This window comes from Fibrobacter sp. UBA3629 (assembly GCF_002374005.1).
GTDB lineage: Bacteria > Fibrobacterota > Fibrobacteria > Fibrobacterales > Fibrobacteraceae > Fibrobacter.
Map to the genome: position 1 here is coordinate 1 of NZ_DFLC01000038.1, position 21,774 is coordinate 21,774.

The window sequence follows — 21,774 nt, forward strand, 5'->3', positions numbered from 1 at the left end:
ATAAGTTCCTGATTATTTAGTTTGTATATTTTATAAGGATGTATTTACGGAATATAGCGACATTTAAAAAGATATTGGTGCTTGTGCTGTTCACGGCATTTGCAAGTTTCGCACATGCTGAAACGCCCGCAGCCGATTCGACAAGCGTGGATTCCGCAGCCATCGATAGCGCACAAAAGCTTTCTTCGCTCAACCATCTGGGCCATAACATGTTGCTGAGTGCGTTCGGCTGGCCGCTCGGATTCCACATGCTCGGCGGTGCGCTTACGTACAAGTTCTCGATGGAAAACAACGACCTGATGGTGGCCCGTTTTGCGGCACGTCAGGACCAGTTGGCGTACGGCATCGCGTTCACTCCCGGCATGATGATGGGGACGTTCTTCCCGATTCTTGTTCCGGGCTACATGTACTTTATCAGCGACAACCGCACGCTGAACAACACCGGTGCCGTCGCCGTGCAGGCCACCGCCGTGGCGTTCCTCTACAACAATATTCTCAAGGCGATTTCGGCACGCGAACACCCCGACGCGGAACTCAACAGCGGCGGGCGTTCCCGCGATTTCAAGTGGGGGTTCTTCAGGCGCGGAGTCTTTTACGGCTGGCCCTCGGGACATTCCATGACCAACGCGGCCATGGCCATGAGCATCGCAAGCTACAACCGCGACAATCCCCTCGTCGTGGCGGGCTGCGCCCTGTATGCAGGCTACATCGCGACAAGCATGGTGCTCGGCGCAAAAGGAGAGGCCCACTGGTTCTCCGACGCCGTCGCGGGCACCCTGATGGGAGCTTCCATCGGCTGGTACATCGGCAGCGTGTTCTACAAGGAAAAAGTCGGCGAAAAGCAGACCCCGCCCAAGGTTACCGTCGCCCCGCTATTCTTTGACGACGCCAAAGGCGCCGTGCTCAGCGTGAGAATTTAGGGATTTACTTTTAAGAAGGCCTACTCTTCAATACCGTAGAGTCGGTTGTGGGCGAGGCAGTCGGCGAGTTTTTTGTATTCGGAAACAAAGGCTTCGCGGCTCGGGGCATCTCCGAGTGCCCGGTAGAGCGCGCTCGAGAGTGTTCCGCGGTCGAGCATCTTTTCCATGGTGCTTGCGGAAACTTCGGTGAGTTCGTTTTTTACCATGGCAAAGATGTGTTTCCAGAGTTCGCCGGCTGTGCATTTTTCGCTCATGCCGAAAACAGAGAGGTATTCGGGCCAGTCGATGACGGTGTCCTCGGCATCGCGGGAGGCTGCAGTAAGGAGTGCCGAGAGGCGTTCCGTATCAAAGTCACGAAGATTCTTGCCCGCAATGGCCTTGAGCGTCGCAATTTCGAGTTCCACGATGGCGATGTCCGCGTTTGGGCATTCCTGGATGTCCACGAGCCGGATTTCGATGGCTCCGCGGTCAAAACGCGCGATGGCCCCGCGGCTGTTCAAGAAGAAATGGTTCAGAAGGTGCTCGGGGTCGTAGGGCGCGATGGCCTTCTTGACCTTGTCGAAAATTTGCTTGTTGTATTCGTCGTAGGTGTACGCCTTCTCGGGAATCACTAGCCCAGCGATTTCGGGGACCTTGTCCTGGTTGTGGCGGTAGACCTCGATGCGAGCGTCCTTGAAGCCCGTGTACTTGCCGTCGAGGTAGGGGCTGCTCGCGGCTATGGCGGGGATGAGCGGCAAGAGCAGGCGGATGGCCGCATGGAGCTCGCCGAATTCGTCGTCACCGTCGAAAGAGAGGTTCAGGTGGGTGCTCTGCAGGTTCGCCCAGCCGTGGCCCTTGCAGTTGAAGATGCGGTCGTATGTCTGGTAGATGTCGTTGCAGTCGTAGGGCCAGAGCTGCATCTCCGAGGGGTCCATGAAGGGGTGCGCGGCGCTTGGCAATAGCATCGCACCGATTTTTTCGAGCTTCTTGTTCGCGCGGCGGATTTCGTGGAAGAATCGTTTGCCGAGCCCGTCGAAGGTGGACTTGGGGTGTGCGCACTTGAATTCGAGCACATGGCTCACGAGTTCGTTCGAAAGCCCGATATCGTCGTATTCCACGTCGGAAAGTTGCTTGCCGTCCTTGTCCTTGCCGAGCGGGATATCGGCGCGGGGCAGCACCTGCAGCGTTTCTCGGTCTACGATCATGAATTCCATTTCGACGCCGAAGCGTTCCCAGATTTTAAAGTTGCTCATGACAATCTCTCTTCGTCAAATCCTTTCAGGGCTCAGGATGACGTCTCGTTAATAATTCCAAAAGTCTTTCTCGTGCTGGATGAGCTTGTGTTGCGCGGCGTGCATGCGCTCCTCGATGCGGTGGCGCAGGCTCCTCATGATGGTGAGGTAGAGCTTCTTCTTGCCCACGAGGTCCTCGATGCCGTGGTCGATACTCGGGTTGTCGTTCACCTCGATCACGACCGGGTGGCCGTTGATTTCCTTGAGGTCCACGCCGTAGAGCCCGTTACCGATGAGGCTTGAAACACGGAGCGCCGTCTTCACGATGCCGTGGGGTACGCTCTCTATTGGCAGACAGTCCCACTTGCCGCAGGTACCCTGCTTGTCCTTGCTGTCCCAGTTGTAGATTTGCCAATGGTTCTTGGCCATGTAGTACTTGCAGGCGTAAATGGGCTTGCCGTCGAGGATGCCGATGCGCCAGTCAAAGTCGGTGGGCGTGAATTCCTGTGCGATAAGCAGGTCGCTGTGCTCGAACATCGTGTCGAGAATCTGCTCCAGTTCTTCCTTGTTGTTCGCTTTCTTGACGCCCATGCTGAAACTCGAATCGGGCGTCTTGATGACCATGGGGAAGCCGAGTTCCTTCGCAAGCGTATGGCGGTTTTCGCTGTGCGCGATGATCGTCTTGGGCGCGGGAATCTTGCCTACGGTCATGAGCTCTTGCAGGTAAACTTTGTTTGAGCAGCGCAAGATACTGTCGGGGTCGTCGATGACGGCGATGCCTTCGCTCTGGGCGCGGCGCGCGAACGCGTAAGTGTGGTGGTTCACGTTCGTCGTCTCGCGGATGAATATGGCGTCGAATTCGCCTACGCGGTGGTAGTCCTTCTTGGTGATGAGCTCCACGCGGAATCCCGTATCCTGCGCAGCCTCGATGAAGTTGTGGATGGCCTGCTTGTTGCTCGGCGGTTCCACTTCGTCGGGATTCACGAGGATGCCGAGGTCGTACACGTAGTCTTCGCTCTTCGCGGAGGTGTAGCGCGTCTTCTCGAAGTACTCGATGGCAAACTGGTCCACCATCTCCTTGTGCGTCTCGGGGATTTCGTCGACGCTGATGGGACGGATGCTCTGGATGAACCACTTCTGCTTGAATACGAACTTGGCGCGGAGCAGCGGGGCCTGGAAAATGCGGTAGAGTTCCTGCGAGAGTTCCAGGTACTGGGCGCTTACGTTCTGGCCGAAGTAGATGGAGAGCACGAATTCGGTGCCGGTCAGCTTGTGCAGGCTCTTCTGGATGAGTTCGTCGATGTCGTCGCTGATGATTTTCACGACGGCCGGGGCCTTGAAGTCGCGGATGTTCTTGACGTTCGGGATGACCTTGTGGCCGCGCGCCTCGGCAAGCAGGCTTACATAGTAGCCCTTGCTCTGGTAGCTGTAGTCGCGGCAAAGGTTGAATATGCGCACGCTCTTTTGGGTGGTAAATTCCGGATTGGTCAGGTAATCTTTTGCCGATACGATTTCGGCTTCGGGGATGTGGAATTTCCAGTTTTTCGGATTGTTGACGACAATGATCTTTTTCATAATCTGTATAAAAGTTATGAAATAAAAGGGTGCGTGGCTAGGGGTGAAATTTTTTTACTATATTTGGGTTCGCTCGGGGTGTAGCTCAGCCTGGTAGAGCGTCTGCTTTGGGAGCAGAATGTCATCAGTTCGAATCTGGTTACCCCGATATCAAAAGGGACCCCTTTATGGGGTCCCTTTTGACATCTTAGGACCAGATCGAACTGATGAAATCAGTTCGGCAAAAACGCCGATGAGCGAAGCGAATGTAAAGGAGTTTTTGAGCTTATGCGTTAGCATAAGCCCGTAGGGCGGCGCGAAACGAAGTGACAAGCCGCAATCTGGTTCCCCCGATAGGGAAAGGCCACTTAGGGGGTCTTTTATTATATTTGTAAAAGTTTTTATTAAGGGACTATAATGAATTTTCAAAAATTTTTCGGTTTGGCGGCAATCGTGGCTGCTTTGGGCCTTCTCGCTTGTGATGATTCTAGTACCTCTGCTCCGTTCGAAATTGCACCTTCCGAAATAGGGTGTAACGTGACTTATGGTAATGATTACGTTTCTCTTGTAAACGTGACTGAAATATCCAAGATTTCTCAAGTGACGACTTTTAAGGGCGAGTATGCGGTTGAAACGACGACTTACAGGTTTGCTGAATCGGCTCCGCAGTCGGCCGTAGACAAAGCTTGTGCGAATGAGAAAGAAAACGCGTCTTCACAAGATAAGGTTACGTGTTATTCTAGAAAAGTTGAGGTCGTTAAAACGTTATGGAGAGGCTCAAACAGTAAAATGATTGTTTCTGCCTACCTTAACTCGGTCGGATCTTCTTACGAAGCTAAATGCGAGCGCATAAAGCAGTAATCTGCTCCAAAAGCTAGACGATTTTCTTTTCCGCAATCCACTTGCGCACGGCTTCTTCGGCGCGTGCAGCGAGAATTTCTTTCTTGTTCTTTTTCTTGAGGCCTTCGTGGTTGGGGAGGAGCCCGAAGTTGAAGTTCATGGGCTGGAAGTCCTCGTTCTCTTCCACAAGGCGGTTCATGAGCGATGCGATGCAGCTCTCGTTCGGGAGCGGGTCGGCATGCCCGTGCAAGATTGTCTGCGCCATGTTCCAGGCGGCATACCAGCCGGTTGCGACCGCTTCGGTGTAGCCTTCACTGCCGGTAATCTGGCCTGCGAACCATGTGGGCGGGATTCCCTGGGCGCAGGGGAGGTCGGGGCGCAGGCGCAAGGTTGCGTCCAGGAACTTGGGCGATTCAATGAAGGTGTTGCGGTGCATGCAGCCGAGGCGGGCAAAACGGGCGTTCCGGAGGGCGGGAACCATCGTGAAGATTTCCTTTTGCGTGCCCCACTTGAGGCGCGTCTGGAAACCCACCATGTTAAAGAGCGTCTTCTGCTTGTTTTCGGCGCGGAGCTGGATTACCGCATACCACAGGTGACCGTTATTGCCCAAGCCAAGCCCGATGGGGCGCATGGGGCCGTGACGGAGCGTCTCGTAACCGCGGCGGGCCATTTCTTCGACGGGCAGGCAGCCCTCGAACAGTTCGTTCTTCTCGAAGGGGCGCGGCTCCACGGCTTCGGCTTCGCACAGCTTGCGTACAAACTCGGCGTAGGTTTCCTTGTCGAGCGGGCAGTTGATAAAGTCGGCCGTTTCGCCCTTTTCCCAGCGGTTCATGTAGAAGGCGTGGTCAAAGTCGATACTGTCGGTCTCTACCACAGGGGCTATTGCGTCGAAGAAATGGAGGCGCTCGCTACCCAGGCGCTTGAAGATATCGTCGGCGAGCGCGTCGCTGGCCAGCGGCCCCGCCGCAACGAGGGTAGGGCAGTCGCCTTCGAGGCTCGTGACTTCTTCGCGATGGAGCGTTATATTCGGGCACTCCGCAATCTTCTTTTCTACAGACTCGCTGAAGATGTCGCGGTTCACGGTCAGGGAATCGCCTGCGGGTACGGCCGCCTCACGGGCGCTATCCAGCAGAAAACTCCCGAGCATCGTGAGTTCCTGCTTTAAAAGCCCGTGTGCGCTCGTGACGCCCAGCGCCTTGAAACTATTGGAACAAACTAACTGCGCCAGGTGACCGTCCTTGTGGGCGGGAGTGTTCTTGACCGGGCGCATCTCGTACAGGTCTACCTTGAAACCACGGCTCGCCAGTTGCAAAGCCGCCTCGCAGCCTGCGAGACCACCACCGATAACACGAACTTTATAGGTCATTCTTCCTACTAAATCCTTTCGTCTTTCGTCTGTAGGACCGTAGGTCCGTTCTTTCGTCTAATTGGCCACCACTTTACGGTAGCTTTTCGCGTTGCCGATCCAGAGCTTCACGAGCAGTTCCTCGAGCGAGGCGGTAGACACGCATTCCGGGTCGGCATCCTGTATTTCGTCCGAAATCAGGTTCGCCTGCGTCAGGTTGAGCATCCCGTAGTACATCGCTTCCATCAGTTGCGACGCGAACTTCGGGGAAATGTTCGCCACGTAGTCCATGTCGTTGAGCGGCGGCAACTGCTTGTTGTCGGGGCTGAACTGGTCGAGGTTGTCCATCGTCCACATATCGGCGGCCTTGCCCATGTCGGGCGTAGGCGCAATCTTCAGGAGCTTTTCCTTGTATTCGCGCCACTCGACATCGGTCGTGCGGCCTGCCTTGCGGACAGACTTCAAGAAGGAGAGGACCGCGTAGTAGAGGTCCTTTTCCTTCTGGTTCGTTTCTTTCTGCGACACGGGAGGCATACGCAAACCCTTAGTGGCGGAAGTGCCTCATGCCGGTGAACACCATGGCCACGCCAAGCTTGTCGCAGGCTTCGATGGAGAGGTTGTCCTTCTTGGAACCACCCGGTTGCACGATGTACTGGACGCCAGCCTTGGCAGCGGCTTCCACATTGTCGGGGAACGGGAAGAAGGCGTCGGAGCCCATCACGACTTCGCTGAACACCTTCTTTTCCAGAGCCTTGAGACCGGCCTTGTCGATGCACTTGCCCTTTTCGTTGAAGAACTTCTGGGCGGCCTTCATGCGGGCCACATTGTCGCGGACGCGGGGCTGGCAGAGGCGGAGGTTAGAGTCAATGCGGTTCGGCTGGCCGGGGCCAAGGCCGATGACCTGGAAGTAACCGCGGGCGTATTCGTAACCCATGACGATGGCGTTAGACTTCGTGTGCTTGGTCACGATCCAAGTGAAGCGGGCGAGGGCTTCCTTGTTCTTTGCGAACTTCTTCTTGGTGACGCATTCGAACTTTTCGTAAACGTCGACGTCGCGGTCCTGAACCAGCATGCCGCCGATGACGTGCTTATAGACCTTGCAGCGGGTTGCCTTCTTGATCTTGCCCACTTCAAGGAGACGAATGTCCTTGGACTTGTTCTTCAAAAATTCCAGAGCGTCCTTGTCGAATGCCGGGGCGAGAAGGATTTCAACGAACTTGCCCTTCAGGAATTCGGCGGTTTTCAGGTCCACCTTCTTGGTAACGGCAATCACGGAACCGAAGGCCGACACCGGGTCACCTTCCCAGGCTGCTTCCATGGCGTTACGGAGGGTCTTGCCGGTAGCGAGTCCGCACGGGTTCATGTGCTTCACGATAACGACTGCATTGTCGTCGCTGAATTCGCGGGCCATTTCCAGGGCGGCGTCGGCATCCACGATGTTGTTGTAAGAAAGTTCCTTACCCCAGAGCTGCTTCGCGGTGGCGAGGCTTGCTTCGGTGCAGGTCGGGTCGCGGTAGAACACTGCGGACTGGTGGGAGTTTTCACCGTAGCGCATCGGCACGGGGTCAACGAATTTCAAGACGAGTTCTTCGGACATATATTTTCCTTTTGGAGTTTTTACACCCTCAAATATAGAAAAAAGCCCCTGGCAGAGCGCCAGGGACTTTTTTATGGTTACCAGAAACACTGAATAAAATTCAATGTTTCTAGTTCGGAATTACTTAAGCGTGATGCGGGCAGACTTGACCGCGCTGCCGGCCTGCACGCGGACGATGTAACTGCCAGCCGTCAGGTTCTCGAGAGAAACCGTATGGGCACCGGCGCTCATCTGTTCGGAGACGCTCTTGACGCTGTGACCGGTCATGTCGAACACATGGACCTTCACATAACCCGCCTTCGCGACGGAAATATTGAGGCTAGAACCCTGGGCGGCAAGCTTGATGCCCTGCGTGGAGGTTCGGGCGATACTCTTTATTCCGACGGTCGTACTGACGCACTTCAGGTCGTCCACATAGAGATAGTTGAGCTTCGGTTGAGTTTCGGAATTCTTGTAGCCGATGACTTCCCAGGCCATTTTCTTGATGTTGGACTTGTTCAGCTCTACGGGCACACCCCAGGACGGCTGAATCAATTCTTCCCAGGGAATAACGACGGTCTTCCATTCTGCGGAATCAAGCTGCCTGCGCTGGTGGAAGGCGTAGTCCTGAACCTGACCGTCCTGAACCTTGAAGGTGTGGCGGCTTCCCTTGTAACGGTAAGAAATGGCCTTGCACGAACTCAAGTCGTATCCGGCAGAGGTGTCGGCCATCATGTTGATGCCAAGAGCCACAAAAGGAGCCTCTTCGTAGGTACCCTGGTTCCATACAACGCCTTCGAGGCCGACGAAGCCCTTGGTCCCGTTGGTCGGGTCCTTTGTTCCCGGGAATACGACGACATAGCCTGGAAGTGCCGGATCGTAGACGTTCGTGATGCTGGAAAGTCCGCCCGGTTCCTTGTCGGTATAGGCATACCAGGTGCCTGTCGTGTTGAGAATTTCGTCGACATCTTCGACGTCATCGATGACGAAGAGGTCGCTAATCACAACAGAAGAAGAGACCGGCGGCTCGATGGCTAAAGAGGAACTCGAGCTTGTGGGGGTGACGCTGGAGCTGGAATTTGCCGAAGAGGAGGATTTTGCAGAAGAAGAAGACTTGGCGGAAGACGACGATGTCGGAGTGGTGGTTCCGGAAATGGCAGTGATGCTAACGCCGTCGCAACGTATATCATCGACATAGAGATAGTCGTAAAGCGGCTGAATTTCAGAAGCCGGACGATCAACAACACCATTCACTTCCCATGCCAGACGTTTAGCCTTGCCCAGGTTCTTGCTCAGGTCCATAATCTGCGGATTACTCCAAGTGGTATGCTGCTGGAACATGTCCATAGTCAATTCTGCTGTTTTCCATTCGCCGGAAGCTTCTGCCTCGGCATAGTGGAAGTTGTAGTTGGTAATTGGAGAAATCTCGATACGGAAGTTATGGGCTGCACCTTTGTATTTGTAAGAAATTGTGGAGCAGTTCGCAAGTTGAGCGAATTCTGAAGTATCCTTCTTGAAGTTTAGGCCCATGGCGACATACGGAGCCCAAGAATACGCACCCTGGTCTATGTAAATTTTTTCCAATGCGGCCATGTATTTGGATTCATTGCCATCCTTGGCTGGGACAATCACGTCATAGGTTTCTTTTCCAAAGTCGTTTACCCATTTCTTGTTGGAAATCTTTGTTGCTCCGTTTTCATCGGCGTCAGACCAGGCAGACCAGAAACCGCCTGTATAGGTATAGCGGTCACCATCTTCCATGTCGTCGATGATGTTTGTGGTAGCTCCGTTTGCAACACCCTGGGAGAATCCGGATTCGGCAGAAGAAGAGCCGAGGCTGTTTCCGAGGCCGCAATCCTTATAATTATGGCTACCGGCGAGGTATCCCTTCACCATGTTTCCGGAAGTAGAATACTTAAGTCCCTGGTTCAGGGTGAGGGACGTAAAGGCAGCGGATTTTTCGTTGATGGCAGAAGCAGACCAGTTTGCCCAAGAAATGCCATTCTGGTTCATCCAGTTCACCCAGGACTGGCTTGAGCCAGAGTTAGGCTCGCCGTTACCATCGGCAGAAACGGTTCCCCACTCAGAAGCGAACACGGGGACACCATTTGATATTGCCTGTGCAGCACGTTCATTGTAGCCTCCGTTACCCACAAAATGCGTCGCTGCATAGAAATGGAGTGTGCAGGCAAAATTCTTCTTCGAGTCCTGGATTCCGGCAGAAGCACACTGTTCAGGGTGGCTGGACCATTCAGGGCTACCCACGAGAATCAGGTTGTCGGAATACTTGCGGATGATGGGAATCACCTGGTTTGCATGATAAGCGACCGTGCCCATGTCGGCGCCGTTTGGTTCGTTCCACACTTCGAAAATCACGTTGTGGGTCTTGCCAAATTCTTTGGCAGCCCATTCGAAAAACTCCTTGGCCTCGGATGTGTAACCCTGGGCACTTTCGATATGCCAGTCAAGGATGATGTAAATATCGTTTTCGACGGCTGCATAGACCATCTTCTTGACCATGGCCTTCTGGTCATTTGCGCCACCTGTGGTATAGGAACGTTTGTGGCTATCGAATTTTTCATCGGCAACGCCCAAGGCGAAACGGATAACTTCAATCCCCATGTCATTCACCATAAGGCCCATGGCCTGGGATGTGTAGTACGCAAGTGCGCTATCTGCAGCGGAACTCCAGAAAAGGCTCATGCCTTTTACCTGGACTGTTGAATTGGTGTACTGCGGGCAAGTGCCGGAGAGCTTGCCGCCGTTGGCCTTAAGCGCACCGTAGGTACTCACGGGACCAACTCTAGTCGGGACAACGGCCATTGTCGCCGTCGCAGCAACGAGCATCATTGTTGCAAGAATTTTTTTCATTTGACATCCTCTATTTTGGGGTTTACACCATCCCGGAATGAAAAATAACTTTATATGCTGTAAAAGCATGTAATATTTGCAAAACACGCAAAAAACGCGTTTTTTACCGCGCTTTGAAAATATGATTTTACAGGATATTCTTTGGAAATTTGCCTAGAGCAGGCTTGCTGGCGGATTGTTGTCGTCAAGGCCGGGGAGGTTCGGGTTCGGCGCGATGTTGTCGAGCGGGTCCTCGGGTTCGACAATCAAGTTGTAGTAAACGTTGTTCTTGAGTTCGTCCTCGATGTAGAATAGCGTGCCGCCCATGGCGGAACCGCAGCCTGCACAAGCGCCCTGGTAACGAATCTTGAGGCGGTTATCTTCCGTGAGGTCGAGAATTTCCACGTCTCCGCCGTCGCCCTGCAGCATGCCGCGCACGGACTGGTGCAGCCAGGCTTCGATTTTCTCAATTTTCTCGTGCTTCGCGAGCGCATTCCATTCGGCGTCGGCTTCGGCGCGGCCTTCGGCGGTCTGCGTGCGGTACTTGATACGCTCCATTTTCTCGCGCACCAAAATGGCGGTCGCCTTCTTTTCGGGGTAGGCTTCCAGGACTTTCTTGATGAGCGTGTTCATCTGGCCAATCTCGGGCGCATTTGCCGGAATGGCGGGGGAGTCGGGCGTGTCGCGCAACTCCTGTTCCAGGCTCTCGGCGGTTATGGCGCATGCCTCGTCGATGGTCGCCATCTGGATTTTCTTGCAGAACGTGTCGGCTAGAGCCGTGAATATGGGTCCGCCGTAGGTGAAAAAGCGGGTCTCCAGAATCTTGTCGCATTCGGGGTCCACCATTAGGTAGACCTTGAGGCTTGATTCCTTGGCATCGACCAGGGCAAGTCCTTTTTCGTCGGCTTCAATCTGGAAAATAGCACCCCTGTACTTGGGGGCCTTCGCTATCTCTTGAACCTTGCTGGAGAGGTTCGCACACAAATCTTCGCTCATAATGACGCCAAATTTAGCAAAAACATTAAAATAACGCTGGGTTTACTGCACGTCTATAGTCACCTTGTACATCGGTTTGCCGCGGTAGCTGCTCAATGCGTTTGCCGGCGCGGTTATAACCTGGACATTCTTCTTGGTGACGCCTTTCTGTTGCGTGAGCACTTTCAGAAGGTCTTCGTTTCTCTTTTTCGCAAGTTCGGAGAGTTCTGCGCGGAGGGTCTTCGCGTCGACCTTGTCCCCGTTTTCCTTGAGGTAGGCCTGGAACCCTTCGTCGCTGTCCTTCATTTCGAGGATGGCACGGTGGTCAAGTTCGGTCAGCTTTTCCTTGCCATGCGTCTTCTTGTAGTATTCCGTCTTGAACTTTACGGTGCGGTAGGCGTCGGTTGTCTTGCGCACGTTGTAGTATTGCGTGAATATGAGCTTCAGGTTCTTGTCCTTCGAAAGTGCTTCCGTCATCTTGGATGCCTTCGCGTATTGTTCGCTCGTGAATGTGGCGCTCGTGGCGTCGATAATCACTTCGTCGTTCTTGCCGAGATCGAGCCCTATTGCTCCCGCGCCCGTGGCAGCGAGGTTACCGACAATCTTGAGGGGGGATATCGCAACCTTGATAAGCAGGTTCATCACCGTCTTCCAGATGATTTTGCCGATGGAAAACTGCGGATCCTTCATGTTGCCGTGAACAGGGATGTCAAATTGAATCTTGTCGTCCTTGTCCTTGAGAATGTAGAGGCCAACCTTCATCGGAACTGTGAATTCGGGATCCGAGTTCGGGTCCTTGTCGCCCACGTCGATGTTGTAGATGTCAATGGTGTTCTTGCTGTCTAGCTCGAAGTTCTTGATCTTGTTTTCGCTTGCGAAAGCGAGTGTGCCGGCACTGAGCGGGTAGCCCGTGTAATGGTGGCTGTAGTTGCTGAAGTACTTGAGCGCGAGGTTCTTTACGCTGATATAGGCATCCATCGTGCCGAGGTTGTTGAGTGCGCCCTTGTACTTGACTGCGAACTTGCCGCCTTCGGGGAATGCCGCAGAAACGTTGATGGCGCAGGGTGTGTCGAAGTTTATGTTCGAACCGTTTACGGTAATCGCGCTTACCGTGTAGTTGAACGGCTTTGTAATGGAATGGTCAGTGGCGCTAACCTTCGTATTCTGGACAATCAGGCGATCGATTTTGGCCTTAAGCTTCTTGGCGGGTTCCTTCGATTCATCCTCTGATTTCTGTGTAGTGGAATCTACGGCCAGTGAATCTGTGCCGCCAAGCACCAACTGTTGGTCTGCTGCAAGTTGTGCACTGTCAGGTTCGTCGGCAGATCCTTTTTTCAGAAGTACGTCGATATTCGTCTTGCCGTTCTTGAAGAGGTCCAAATGCGCAAAAGCCCCGTCGACCACGACGGAATCCACATGGAAGTTGTTCTCGTTGATGTTTGCGCGTGCGATGCCTACGCCTACATGGTTCACGCCGAGCGATTTTCCGCTCGTTTCGGTGAGCTCGATGCCGTCTACAGAAATGGTTCCCTTGATATTCGAGGAGAGAATATCGTTCAGGTTGCCCGCAAGGTTCATGTCGACAGAGAGCGAACCCTTGAAATCCTTGTAGTTGATAAAGTCGTTCAGATAGGGCTTAGCGCAGGCGAGCGCGAAATCCTTGAGCGCAACATTCAGGTTGAAATCGTTAGTTGCCGCGTTCGCTTCCACTTTCACGTTCAAGTCTCCGCCGTCGGCGAACTTGAGGCTGAGTCCTACATCGGTCTGCTTGTTGCTCAGGTAAACGGCGGGAATATTGAGAGAGAAATCTTGCAGATGGATTTTAGAACCGATTTTCGTATCCTGATAGATGATGTTGCCCTTCTCGAACATGATATTTTCGACAGAGATGTTGAAGGGGAGGCCTTCTGCGATTTCTGCCGCATTTACCATTCCCGCAGAATCAGCGGCGACGCTATCGGCCGCCATGGCAATGGAATCGGTCGACGTCGTATCGCCCTTGGCTAGGAATTCGAGGATGTCGGTAAAGTTGAATCGGTCTCCGTGTTGCAAGACGCGCGCGTAAAGTCCTTTTAGGTAGATTTCGCTCACAGCGACCGTTCCCGTAAGCATCCTCAGCGGGTCGGCGTTCACACGGAACTTGTCAAAGGAGATGAACGGGGTTTCCCCATCTTTCTCGTAGACGGCAAGGCTGTCGATTTCGAGTGTGAAATTGAACGGATTCAGGCTGATGCTTTCGATGGCAACCTTGCGTCCGATTAGGTCTTCGGAATTGTTGACGATATAGCTCCTTGCAACCATGGGGGCAATCTTGAGACCGGCAATGACAAGAATTGCAAGCGAGGCGATGACGATGGAAATGATGATTAGAGCTTTCTTCATACGAATAATTAAAAAAAAAGAAGTTTGTTTGAAATCTGCAATCTAATTTGTACTTGTTGAATCTGCCTTTGCCTTGAGGGAATCCGTTTTTGCAGAGTCTTTGGGCTGTTCGTTAAGAGAATCCGGCTTTAAGGGTTCTTTTGTGGGCTCCGGGGTGGCTGAGGGAATCAAGCTTTGTAAATCAAGAAGGGGACTTTCTTCTTCGGCCTTGGAATGAATTTTCCAAACATTTGTTGAGTCTTTTTCGGTAAGGGGTGTAGCTCCTATAAGGTCAAAACAGGAAACTGCCAACGCGAACCACTCCCGAATCCACATCTTGCGAGATTCCCGATTGAAAAGCCACGTGTCCGGATTGTATACGTGGTCATGAATATCGGCTGTCAGGTAAACGGGCGATTCCCCGGAAAGTGTTTTGAAAATTTTCGCAACACGGCGAGTGGCCGGGGCTGAGGTGACCAGAAGGACCGTGTCGGCCTTATGTTTTTTTAGCCATGGAATCACTGTTTGGGCTTCGAACAGCGTAGAAGGATCGTCATGGTGCACTATAAAAATTGCTTCGGGATTAAATCTCCCTTGTGTCATGAAATCTTCGACATAAAAATCAGCGTTGCTTTTGGTGCGGTAGACACGGCGTCCGAGAATCATTACCGAATCGACTTTCCCCTGGGCCATGAGATCGGCCACATAGTCGTTTCTTTCGAGGTTGGCGGACTGTCCATCGAGAATGACTGCCCATTTTACATGTTCGAATTCGTCGTCCTTGACAAGCCAATGTCCGCTCATTGTAACGGTCGCATAGATAAAGACTGCGGCAAGGGTCACCAGGATGCCAATAAGCACAAATATTTTCTTGTGGCTCTTGCGGACATTCTTGTCGTTCATGAGAATCTTGGACAAACTAGACTCCTTTATGTTGCCTTTACGTATAAAATTGCATTTTCACCGTCGGCATAATACTTCTTGCGCTCTGCGTAAGGCTCGAAACCATGTTTTTCGTAGAAGCGGCGGGCTTTTGTATTGCCTTCACGCACTTCGAGGAACATTTTATCGCCATTCTCGAAATCAAGATGCGCAATGCCGGCGTTCAATAGCGCAGTGCCGATTCCTGCGCGTTGGTGCGAATCATTTGTAGCGATACTCAGGAGTTCGCTGTCCGGTCCCATCAGGTGGAAGATGGCATAACCCAATATGTCATCCCCGCGCAGGCGGGGATCTTCGTTGGTGTTAAACTGCGCTTCCTCGTAAACGACGCACAGGGCATAGTTCGCCGTGATTTCGGCAATAAACTGCCGCTCGTTCCAGTCCTGGAAGGCAAGCGCCTTCTGGATTTGAAGCACCTGCGGCAAGTCATCAATTTTCATTTCGCGAACGGGCATCGGCAAACCTTCCGCAAGCCCGCGGGCTACGATTTCAGCTTTTCGAAATAGGACGGCTGAATGTAGTTTGCTTCCTGGATGAGCGACGGTTTTACGGTACTGAACAGCGGGGCCCACATGTCGAGCGGCTTGCCCGTATCGGGCGAAACGCTTGCGCCAATCTCTGCAAAGGCGTCCTTGAGCGCTTCGTCTTCCTGTGCGGGGGCGTCCGCGACAATCGCCTGGACTTTCGCGTTCTTGATGCGTTCGATAACCTCGGGCGTCTCGATGAAGAATTCCTCGCCGTTCAGTCTCATGTACCAGAACCCGGTGCGCGCGCGGATAATGACTGCGGCATCGGCACATGCAGGGGTGTTGTCCGCGGCATCGTGCGCAAAACAGGCAAGCGCCTGCAGGGTCGTGACCCCGTAGAGTTCGCGCTTCCCGCTGAAGCAAAGCCCCTGGCAGAACGCCACTCCGGTCCTGAGCCCGCTGAAAGAGCCGGGCCCGAGCGTCACCATCACGCGTTTCACGTCATCGAGAGTTGCGCCCACGCGCGTGAGCAGCGTGTCGAGCGATTCCCCGAGAATTTCCCCGCGGGCCTCCGTGTTCACGATTTCCTCGTAAACGCGAGCGCTTGCATCCGTAGTTCGCGCATTCACAGGCTGGCCACTGGTCGCAACCGCCATCGAGATGCCCTTCCGGGAAGTATCTACGTATAAGTCAATAGTCATCTCTTAATCGTGAGGCTCTTGTCGATAATCATGTCGATGAGCTGGCTGTAGGTAATGCCGTTGCAGGCTGCCTGAGCCGGGAGAATCGACGTGGGGGTCATGCCCGGGAGCGTGTTCGTCTCGATGGCGTAAATCTGGCCGTCCTTCGCAATGCGCACGTCCGTGCGGCTGTAGCCTGCACCGCCGAGCGCAAAGTGGGCGTTCTTCGCGAGTTCCTGGATGCGGGCCGTAAGTTCGGCAGGGAATTCCGCGGGAGTCACTTCCTGGCATTCGCCGTTGTACTTCGCCTCGAAGTCGAAGTATTCACGGGTCGTCATGCGCATCTCGGTGGGCGGGAGCGGTTTTTCGCCTTCGATGTAGCCGCAGCTCGCTTCGCCGCCGGCAATAAACTTCTCGCACAGCAGGCGGTTGGAATCCTTAAACAGGTCCTGCGCAATCTTGCCGGCTTCGTCCATGTCCTTCGCGATGCCGATACCGATGGAAGAACCTCCCAGCGGGTCCTTGATGACAAGCGGGAACCCGAGTTCGTCGGCGACGCTCACGAGCGTATCGCCCGTAAAGTCGTGCTTCCAGATGACGCGGTACGGCGGGGTCGGGATGCCATTTGCGCGGTAGATTTCCTTGGACTTGATCTTGTCCATCGCGAGTGCCGAGGCAAGCAGGCCGCAACCCGTGTACGGGATGCCCCAGTTCTCGAGCATTGCCTGGATGTGACCATCTTCGCCCCACTTGCCGTGCAGTGCCAAAAACGCGATGTCGGCAGCCGGGAGTTCGGAGAGGGCGGGGGACTTCTTGGTGCATGCCGCGGAGCCTTCGAGGCTACGGAAGTAGTTGACCGAGAAGTTGTCCTTCTGGTACGGGGAAAGTTCGCGGGCGGACCAGTGCCAGGTGCCGTCCTTGTCAATCAAAACAGGGTGGATATTGTAGCGTTCAGGATCCATGGCGCGCACCACGCCGGTGCCGCTGACTACGGAAACATCGTGCTCGGTGGACGGGCCACCCATCAGGACCAATACGCGTAAGCGGGACATAAAAAACCTCTTTGAAAATTGTATGCCATAATTATAGTAAAAAGCTTTTTGATAGGTTGAGGGGGCTTTCTAAAATCCCCATCTTTCGTTTTTTGACGAAAAAAGTGACCTAAGACGGGAAAAATGTATATTTTACAAAGACGAAATCCCATAATGCGGGCGAGAATGGATATTGAATACAACATTTCTGCGCGAATTCTTGCGAAGGGCGGGACAGTCAAGGTCCCTGCCGACGAAATCCTCGGCGACAGAAATCCGGCCGACATGACCGACGAGGCCCTTTTAGCTTATTGCATGGAGGCTTCGGCCCGTAATACATGCAAGGTTTATGCGTGGCTTGACCGAGAAGAATACGGCAACGCGAACGTGTTCAACGGCGGGTCCGATTACGAGGTCGTGAATGAAGTTTGCACCCTCTGCATTTGCGAGAACGGCGAAGAAATTTTGCGAGAACGAACCAACCACTGGAACGAGAAAATCAACGAAATCCTATAGCGCGGACTCAAATGAAAATCGAACGCAAAAAAGTCGAAAAAGTGGGCGAATTTAGCTCAAGAACCAAGGCGAGGCTCGTCGCCCTTTTGGGGCTTTCCGCGGCATTGTCCGTTCCGGCGGAGCCTCAGGGTAGCGATGCAGTTATTCCTGCGACCCCGGCGGATTCAACAAACACGATTACGCAAGATACTACCGTTTCTTTAGAGAAGGATTCGACATCCTCTGAATCAGGGAATTATGATTGGAACGATTCTCCCGGGGGCATTATAGTAGATACTTATGAAGATGAACTCACCGATGAAGAAATGATTAATAATGCTGTTGATGCCGCAGTCGAACGGAATTATTTCAGGCGATGAATTTCTAGATTCGTTGATGTGGGTATATCATTGAATCAGAAACCCTTCGAACTTATAAAGACAAGCGACAAGAGCAAGGCCCGGCGCGGCCGGCTCCACACCGCCCATGGCGTGGTGGAAACGCCAATTTTTATGCCGGTGGGGACACTTGCTAGCGTGAAGGGGCTTTCGTCGCGGGACCTGCGCGAAATGCAAGCGCAGATCATTCTCGCGAACACGTACCACCTGTACCTACGCCCGGGCACGGAACTCGTGGCCAAGATGGGCGGCGTGCAGAAGTTCATGGGCTGGAACGGCCCGATGCTTACCGACAGCGGCGGATTCCAGGTCTGGAGTCTCAAGGACCTGCGCCACATTACCGAAGATGGCGTGGAATTCCAAAGCCATCTGGACGGTTCTCGCCACATGTTCACTCCGGAATCGGTGATGAAGGCCCAGCGCGAAATCGGCGCGGACATCATCATGGCTTTTGACGAATGTACGCCTTACCCGAGCACCGTCGAAGAGGCGTCTCAATCGCTCGACTACACACTGGCCTGGACAAAGCGAGCGATGGAATGGCTTGAAAAGAACCCGCCGCTTCACGGCTACCCGCAATTCTTTTTCGGAATCGTGCAGGGCGGCATGCACAAGGAACTCCGCAAAAAATCCATCGAAGCGCTCAAGGAACTTGGCCCCGACGGCTATGCGATGGGTGGCCTTTCCGTAGGCGAACCCGTAGAAACCATGTACGAGATTGCGGATTTCTGCACCAACTACCTGCCAGAGGACCGCGCCCGTTACGTGATGGGGGTGGGCACGCCCTGGAACCTGCTTTCGCTTGTTGCCCGCGGGATCGACATGTTCGACTGCATTTTGCCCGCGAAAAACGCCCAAGACGGCCTCGTTTATACCAGCAGGGGAGTGCTCCGCTACAAGAACGCCAAGTTCGCCGATGACGACCGCCCGCTTGATCCGGAATGCGATTGCCATTGCTGCAGGAACTACACCCGCGCCTACGTGCGCCACCTGTTCAAGACCAAGGAACCCCTCGGCTGGACGCTATCCACCATCCACAACCTGCATTTTTACCTGCACCTGATGCAACAGGCCCGCGACCACATTGAAGCCGGTGATTTCGAGGAATGGTCCGCACAAATAATCCCGCAACTCCAGCGCGACGCAGAATAAGGTTTTTTATGTCGATCATCATCGTAATCGTCATTATGTATGCGTACACTTTTCTAGTGTCCTTTCTATTGATTCGTCTAGTTGCCTGGAGTTATAAGTTAAAAGAAAAAAATACCCTGATTCAAATGGCGTTTAAAATTTTCTGGGCCTTGTATGTGCCTTTTTCTTCGGTTGTAATTCTGTTTATAGGCAAAAAAGCGGAATCACAAGATGATGGAGCATTACATGCCATAATATGCCTAATCATCTACATGTTTGCGTTTGTGTATGCACTCGCAAAGTATGATCCAAGAGCACATGAGAAAATTTCATTCCGGTTTAAGAAAAAAGATAAATAAGGAAATCCGCTCCTTATGCCGTAAAAAATTGTATTTTCTAGAAGATGATAAACTTTAAGGCTCCAGAACTTTCTGACCGGACTGCGGCGACAAAGGCCGTAGCCGATTCGGGCTATACCGGCAGTGACGCGAGCTTCGCGAACATTTTCCTGCTACGGCAAAAGTACGGCACGCAGATTGCGTTGCAAGATGGGTTCCTTTTCCGCTACTATAACGGAGTTGGGAGCCGTCGCGGGTACGCTTTCCCGCTGGGGGAGGGCGATGCAGCGGCGGCGCTTGCACTTATTATCGAAGGTGCTCGTGAGTCGGGCCGTCCGCTGGAATTCTGCCTTGTAGACGAGCCTCGGGCACAGATTTTGCGGGAATATTTCAACACGAATCGCGTCGTTGAAACGGATGGAACTTCTGGCAAGGAATGCGCCGAGCCTCTACTCCGTTTCGAAGAAAATCGCGGCGACAGCGACTACATCTATTCTGCCGAAAGTCTTGCGACGCTCGCGGGCAACCAGTACAAGAAAAAACGCAACCACGTTTCTCGATTTAACAGGACTTACTCGGACTACGAAATTCGTCCGCTTACGCCGGAGAATTTTGCAGACGCGCTCACAGTCGAAAAGAGCTGGCTCAATATCGAAACCTTGGGCGAATCCAGCGATACCGACTGCGAATGCACCTGCGAATGCCGCGAAGCCGCCTGGGCGGAACGCTCCGAAGATGAAAAATCTAGGCTCTCGGAATACTGCGCCATCCGCGAGGCTCTTGAAAACTTTGATGCTCTCGGCTTGAAAGGGGCGGTCTTGTATGTCGAAGGCAAGCCCGTCGGTATGACCATGGCTTCAGAAATTTTGCCCGGCGTCTGGGACATCCACTTCGAAAAAGTCATCGACGAATACGCCGTGAATGGCGGCTACGCGATTATTAACAAACTATTCGCCGAGCGCCTCGTGGCTGCGGGCGCGAAGTTCATCAACCGCGAAGAGGACATCAACATCGAAGGCCTCCGCAAGGCCAAACTCTCGTACTACCCGCAAACGATTCTCGACAAAACGCACGTTACGAGTCATCTCGACCTTCATTGTCATCCCCGCGAAGGCGGGGATCTCCCTGACTAATATGCTTTCCTCCATCCTCTCCAAAAGTCAATGCGCCGCCTGCAAATTCTGCTGCTCTTTCCGCAGGCAGAGCCTTTGGGAAACCCCGCTTTTCCCGCCTGAAGTCGTTGAAAAACTCAGCAAGCCCAACGAATACGGTGTGGTGGGGGAGTTTCGCGACGGCCAAATTGTCCTTGGCGGCTACAAAACTGGTGACCCCGAAGAAGAAGTTCCCTGCACCTTTCTGGACCCGCACAAAGGCTGCATTTTAAAGCCCGAAGACAAGCCCTTTGACTGCTCCATTTGGCCGCTGCGCATCATGCGTAAAGATGGCGAACTCGTCATCGCGCTCACGCCTACATGCCCGAGCGTCGGCGCAGTTCCAAGTCAGGCACTCGTCAATCTCGTAGAAAACGGCCTCGGCGATAAGATTTTTGAATACGCCAAGACGCATCCGGAAATCATCAAGGAATACCGCGAAGGATTCCCGATAATTTAATCCGATTGCGTTTTCACGCCTTTAATGCGATCCAAGTGTCAAGGCAATCTTCTTGCACTTGGCAATTTCTTTGGGCGTTAGGCCATTTCGCTTATGGGTTCCGCCTTTTTGAATCACGCCTGCAATCTTGAATCCGCTCCAGCAAAGGATTTCCTTGAGCGCGCGTACAGTCCCCGCCGACTGCTTGAAAATCAGGTTGAATGGCCATTGGGTAGTGCATGTCGTCACAATGACAGCTTTCTTTCCTTTTAACAGTGGAATCGGGTAATCGCGTTCGCTGTGGTCCATCATGCCGTAAACCCAGCGGTCGAAAAGCATTTTGAGTTGCCCGGTCATGTTGCCCCAGTAGCAAGGCGAACCGACCACAAGAGCGTCGCATTCTTGCACCAGGCGCAGAATCCGTTTCGCATCGTCTTCCGGCATCACGCAATCGTGAGTGCTGCGACATTTCATGCAGCCAATGCACGGGCGAAATTCCAACTTGCAGACATCAATGGTTGTTACTTCGGTGCCTTTTTCAAACAGGGTATCACCTATGATATTCAGCATCTGGCTGATGTTTCCGTCTTTGCGCGGGCTCGCATTCAAAACGACCACTTTTCTCATTGTGTCTCCATCCAAAAGAAACGTTCTTCTATAAAACTTTCCCCTGTTAAACACCCCAGAATCTAGAAAATGTCACTTAAAAGAACGAAATATCCTTTTTTTAGCCCAAATTCGCACCTTTTGTAAATTTTTGGTGCGCTTGGCTTGAATTTAAATTATATTTAAATCGGAAATATAGAGAGTTTTTGCTCTTGTTCTCTAGTCGAAATCAGCTAATTTCACCAGTACGGGAACAAGGCGAACGCTCACGTAGATACGTTTATCGAGCCGCCTATAGCGGTTCCTTTGGGCGTATTTCGACAAGCCGCTTTTGCGGTTCTGTCGCCCTTTTGGGGCGTGGGTCGTTTGCGTTTATCGTACTAGGCAATGCTGAGCCTCGACTAGGTAAACGCAACGATCTGCGCCTTTTTTTATACAAAATCGGGGTCGTGTTTTCCAGGGAC

Annotated in this window: 21 protein-coding genes and 1 tRNA gene; 9 read left to right on the forward strand and 13 right to left on the reverse strand. The window is 53.1% G+C overall.

Annotated features, from left to right (window positions below; translation table 11 throughout):
• The first annotated feature begins 38 nt into the window (after nt 1-38).
• On the forward strand, nt 39-920 hold the full coding sequence (locus B2310_RS11445; protein ID WP_290731682.1) for a phosphatase PAP2 family protein: 882 nt from the start codon (nt 39-41) through the stop codon (nt 918-920).
• 20 nt (nt 921-940) lie between these two features.
• On the opposite strand, the gene B2310_RS11450 is transcribed toward B2310_RS11445, so the two are convergent.
• Together B2310_RS11450 and B2310_RS11455 are read right to left on the reverse strand one after the other, a co-directional pair.
• A complete protein-coding gene (locus tag B2310_RS11450; RefSeq protein ID WP_290731685.1) occupies nt 941-2,152 on the reverse strand; it encodes a carboxylate-amine ligase in 1,212 nt (403 codons plus the stop codon).
• A gap of 48 nt (nt 2,153-2,200) precedes the next feature.
• The gene (locus B2310_RS11455) at nt 2,201-3,706 is read right to left on the reverse strand and encodes a RimK family protein (RefSeq protein WP_173366820.1); all 1,506 of its coding nucleotides are present in this window, start codon (nt 3,704-3,706) and stop codon (nt 2,201-2,203) included.
• Between the two features lie 74 nt (nt 3,707-3,780).
• Here B2310_RS11455 and B2310_RS11460 point away from each other — a divergent pair.
• Together B2310_RS11460 and B2310_RS11465 are read left to right on the forward strand one after the other, a co-directional pair.
• Nucleotides 3,781-3,854: transfer RNA gene (locus B2310_RS11460), tRNA-Pro, on the forward strand.
• A gap of 248 nt (nt 3,855-4,102) precedes the next feature.
• Nucleotides 4,103-4,546, forward strand: a complete 444-nt coding sequence (locus B2310_RS11465) for a hypothetical protein (RefSeq protein ID WP_290731689.1) — start codon at nt 4,103-4,105, stop codon at nt 4,544-4,546.
• 13 nt (nt 4,547-4,559) lie between these two features.
• Here the strand turns inward: B2310_RS11465 and trmFO are convergent, their stop codons facing one another.
• From trmFO to B2310_RS11515, 10 genes are all read right to left on the reverse strand, one after another.
• Nucleotides 4,560-5,891: a methylenetetrahydrofolate--tRNA-(uracil(54)-C(5))-methyltransferase (FADH(2)-oxidizing) TrmFO gene (gene trmFO / locus B2310_RS11470; RefSeq protein WP_290731692.1), complete on the reverse strand. Its 1,332-nt coding sequence runs from the start codon at nt 5,889-5,891 to the stop codon at nt 4,560-4,562.
• A gap of 57 nt (nt 5,892-5,948) precedes the next feature.
• On the reverse strand, nt 5,949-6,404 hold the full coding sequence (locus tag B2310_RS11475) for a hypothetical protein (RefSeq protein ID WP_072812152.1): 456 nt from the start codon (nt 6,402-6,404) through the stop codon (nt 5,949-5,951).
• 10 nt (nt 6,405-6,414) lie between these two features.
• Nucleotides 6,415-7,467 carry an IMP cyclohydrolase gene (locus tag B2310_RS11480; RefSeq protein WP_072812154.1) on the reverse strand — a complete coding sequence of 351 codons (1,053 nt, stop codon included), beginning with the start codon at nt 7,465-7,467 and terminating at the stop codon, nt 6,415-6,417.
• Between the two features lie 120 nt (nt 7,468-7,587).
• Nucleotides 7,588-10,317: a CIA30 family protein gene (locus B2310_RS11485; RefSeq protein ID WP_290731697.1), complete on the reverse strand. Its 2,730-nt coding sequence runs from the start codon at nt 10,315-10,317 to the stop codon at nt 7,588-7,590.
• A gap of 153 nt (nt 10,318-10,470) precedes the next feature.
• Nucleotides 10,471-11,292: a NifU family protein gene (locus B2310_RS11490; RefSeq protein ID WP_290727297.1), complete on the reverse strand. Its 822-nt coding sequence runs from the start codon at nt 11,290-11,292 to the stop codon at nt 10,471-10,473.
• Nucleotides 11,293-11,334: 42 nt separating this feature from the next.
• The gene (locus tag B2310_RS11495) at nt 11,335-13,653 is read right to left on the reverse strand and encodes a DUF748 domain-containing protein (RefSeq protein WP_290731700.1); all 2,319 of its coding nucleotides are present in this window, start codon (nt 13,651-13,653) and stop codon (nt 11,335-11,337) included.
• Nucleotides 13,654-13,695: 42 nt separating this feature from the next.
• Nucleotides 13,696-14,550: a YdcF family protein gene (locus B2310_RS11500; RefSeq protein ID WP_290731703.1), complete on the reverse strand. Its 855-nt coding sequence runs from the start codon at nt 14,548-14,550 to the stop codon at nt 13,696-13,698.
• Nucleotides 14,551-14,561: 11 nt separating this feature from the next.
• Complete coding sequence (locus B2310_RS11505) at nt 14,562-15,029, reverse strand: GNAT family N-acetyltransferase (RefSeq protein WP_290731706.1); 468 nt, start codon at nt 15,027-15,029, stop codon at nt 14,562-14,564.
• A gap of 26 nt (nt 15,030-15,055) precedes the next feature.
• Complete coding sequence (gene tsaB / locus B2310_RS11510) at nt 15,056-15,742, reverse strand: tRNA (adenosine(37)-N6)-threonylcarbamoyltransferase complex dimerization subunit type 1 TsaB (protein WP_290731709.1); 687 nt, start codon at nt 15,740-15,742, stop codon at nt 15,056-15,058.
• Nucleotides 15,739-16,773: a D-alanine--D-alanine ligase family protein gene (locus B2310_RS11515; RefSeq protein ID WP_173381186.1), complete on the reverse strand. Its 1,035-nt coding sequence runs from the start codon at nt 16,771-16,773 to the stop codon at nt 15,739-15,741. The genes tsaB and B2310_RS11515 overlap by 4 nt, the downstream gene beginning before the upstream one ends.
• 165 nt (nt 16,774-16,938) lie before the next feature.
• Between B2310_RS11515 and B2310_RS11520 the strand changes: the two genes are divergently transcribed.
• Genes B2310_RS11520 through B2310_RS11545 form a run of 6 tightly spaced genes read left to right on the forward strand, consistent with a single transcriptional unit; the run spans nt 16,939 to nt 20,725 of the window.
• A complete protein-coding gene (locus B2310_RS11520) occupies nt 16,939-17,268 on the forward strand; it encodes a hypothetical protein (protein ID WP_290731714.1) in 330 nt (109 codons plus the stop codon).
• Nucleotides 17,269-17,279: 11 nt separating this feature from the next.
• Nucleotides 17,280-17,627 carry a hypothetical protein gene (locus tag B2310_RS11525; RefSeq protein ID WP_290731717.1) on the forward strand — a complete coding sequence of 116 codons (348 nt, stop codon included), beginning with the start codon at nt 17,280-17,282 and terminating at the stop codon, nt 17,625-17,627.
• A 24-nt stretch (nt 17,628-17,651) separates the two neighbouring features.
• Nucleotides 17,652-18,797: a tRNA guanosine(34) transglycosylase Tgt gene (gene tgt / locus B2310_RS11530; protein ID WP_349679648.1), complete on the forward strand. Its 1,146-nt coding sequence runs from the start codon at nt 17,652-17,654 to the stop codon at nt 18,795-18,797.
• 8 nt (nt 18,798-18,805) lie between these two features.
• Nucleotides 18,806-19,135, forward strand: coding sequence for a hypothetical protein (locus B2310_RS11535; RefSeq protein WP_290727312.1), 330 nt, complete (start codon nt 18,806-18,808; stop codon nt 19,133-19,135).
• Nucleotides 19,136-19,179: 44 nt separating this feature from the next.
• Entirely contained in the window at nt 19,180-20,247 is a 1,068-nt protein-coding gene (locus B2310_RS11540; RefSeq protein ID WP_290731723.1) for a DUF2156 domain-containing protein, read from the forward strand.
• A 1-nt stretch (nt 20,248) separates the two neighbouring features.
• Nucleotides 20,249-20,725, forward strand: a complete 477-nt coding sequence (locus B2310_RS11545; protein WP_290731726.1) for a hypothetical protein — start codon at nt 20,249-20,251, stop codon at nt 20,723-20,725.
• 21 nt (nt 20,726-20,746) lie between these two features.
• Here the strand turns inward: B2310_RS11545 and B2310_RS11550 are convergent, their stop codons facing one another.
• Nucleotides 20,747-21,331, reverse strand: a complete 585-nt coding sequence (locus tag B2310_RS11550; RefSeq protein WP_290731729.1) for a flavodoxin family protein — start codon at nt 21,329-21,331, stop codon at nt 20,747-20,749.
• Nucleotides 21,332-21,774 lie beyond the last annotated feature (443 nt).

Excerpts from the sequence above, each read along its gene's own strand:
- tsaB (WP_290731709.1), bottom strand. The coding sequence starts at position 15,742 with ATGACTATTGACTTATACGTAGATACTTCCCGGAAGGGCATCTCGATG.
- B2310_RS11455 (WP_173366820.1), bottom strand. The coding sequence starts at position 3,706 with ATGAAAAAGATCATTGTCGTCAACAATCCGAAAAACTGGAAATTCCAC.
- B2310_RS11505 (WP_290731706.1), bottom strand. The coding sequence starts at position 15,029 with ATGCCCGTTCGCGAAATGAAAATTGATGACTTGCCGCAGGTGCTTCAA.
- B2310_RS11475 (WP_072812152.1), bottom strand. The coding sequence starts at position 6,404 with ATGCCTCCCGTGTCGCAGAAAGAAACGAACCAGAAGGAAAAGGACCTC.
- B2310_RS11550 (WP_290731729.1), bottom strand. The coding sequence starts at position 21,331 with ATGAGAAAAGTGGTCGTTTTGAATGCGAGCCCGCGCAAAGACGGAAAC.
- B2310_RS11520 (WP_290731714.1), top strand. The coding sequence starts at position 16,939 with ATGGATATTGAATACAACATTTCTGCGCGAATTCTTGCGAAGGGCGGG.
- B2310_RS11525 (WP_290731717.1), top strand. The coding sequence starts at position 17,280 with ATGAAAATCGAACGCAAAAAAGTCGAAAAAGTGGGCGAATTTAGCTCA.
- B2310_RS11545 (WP_290731726.1), top strand. The coding sequence starts at position 20,249 with ATGCTTTCCTCCATCCTCTCCAAAAGTCAATGCGCCGCCTGCAAATTC.
- B2310_RS11480 (WP_072812154.1), bottom strand. The coding sequence starts at position 7,467 with ATGTCCGAAGAACTCGTCTTGAAATTCGTTGACCCCGTGCCGATGCGC.
- B2310_RS11540 (WP_290731723.1), top strand. The coding sequence starts at position 19,180 with ATGATAAACTTTAAGGCTCCAGAACTTTCTGACCGGACTGCGGCGACA.
- B2310_RS11515 (WP_173381186.1), bottom strand. The coding sequence starts at position 16,773 with ATGTCCCGCTTACGCGTATTGGTCCTGATGGGTGGCCCGTCCACCGAG.
- B2310_RS11485 (WP_290731697.1), bottom strand. The coding sequence starts at position 10,317 with ATGAAAAAAATTCTTGCAACAATGATGCTCGTTGCTGCGACGGCGACA.
- B2310_RS11465 (WP_290731689.1), top strand. The coding sequence starts at position 4,103 with ATGAATTTTCAAAAATTTTTCGGTTTGGCGGCAATCGTGGCTGCTTTG.
- B2310_RS11450 (WP_290731685.1), bottom strand. The coding sequence starts at position 2,152 with ATGAGCAACTTTAAAATCTGGGAACGCTTCGGCGTCGAAATGGAATTC.
- B2310_RS11490 (WP_290727297.1), bottom strand. The coding sequence starts at position 11,292 with ATGAGCGAAGATTTGTGTGCGAACCTCTCCAGCAAGGTTCAAGAGATA.
- B2310_RS11535 (WP_290727312.1), top strand. The coding sequence starts at position 18,806 with ATGTCGATCATCATCGTAATCGTCATTATGTATGCGTACACTTTTCTA.
- trmFO (WP_290731692.1), bottom strand. The coding sequence starts at position 5,891 with ATGACCTATAAAGTTCGTGTTATCGGTGGTGGTCTCGCAGGCTGCGAG.
- B2310_RS11495 (WP_290731700.1), bottom strand. The coding sequence starts at position 13,653 with ATGAAGAAAGCTCTAATCATCATTTCCATCGTCATCGCCTCGCTTGCA.
- B2310_RS11445 (WP_290731682.1), top strand. The coding sequence starts at position 39 with ATGTATTTACGGAATATAGCGACATTTAAAAAGATATTGGTGCTTGTG.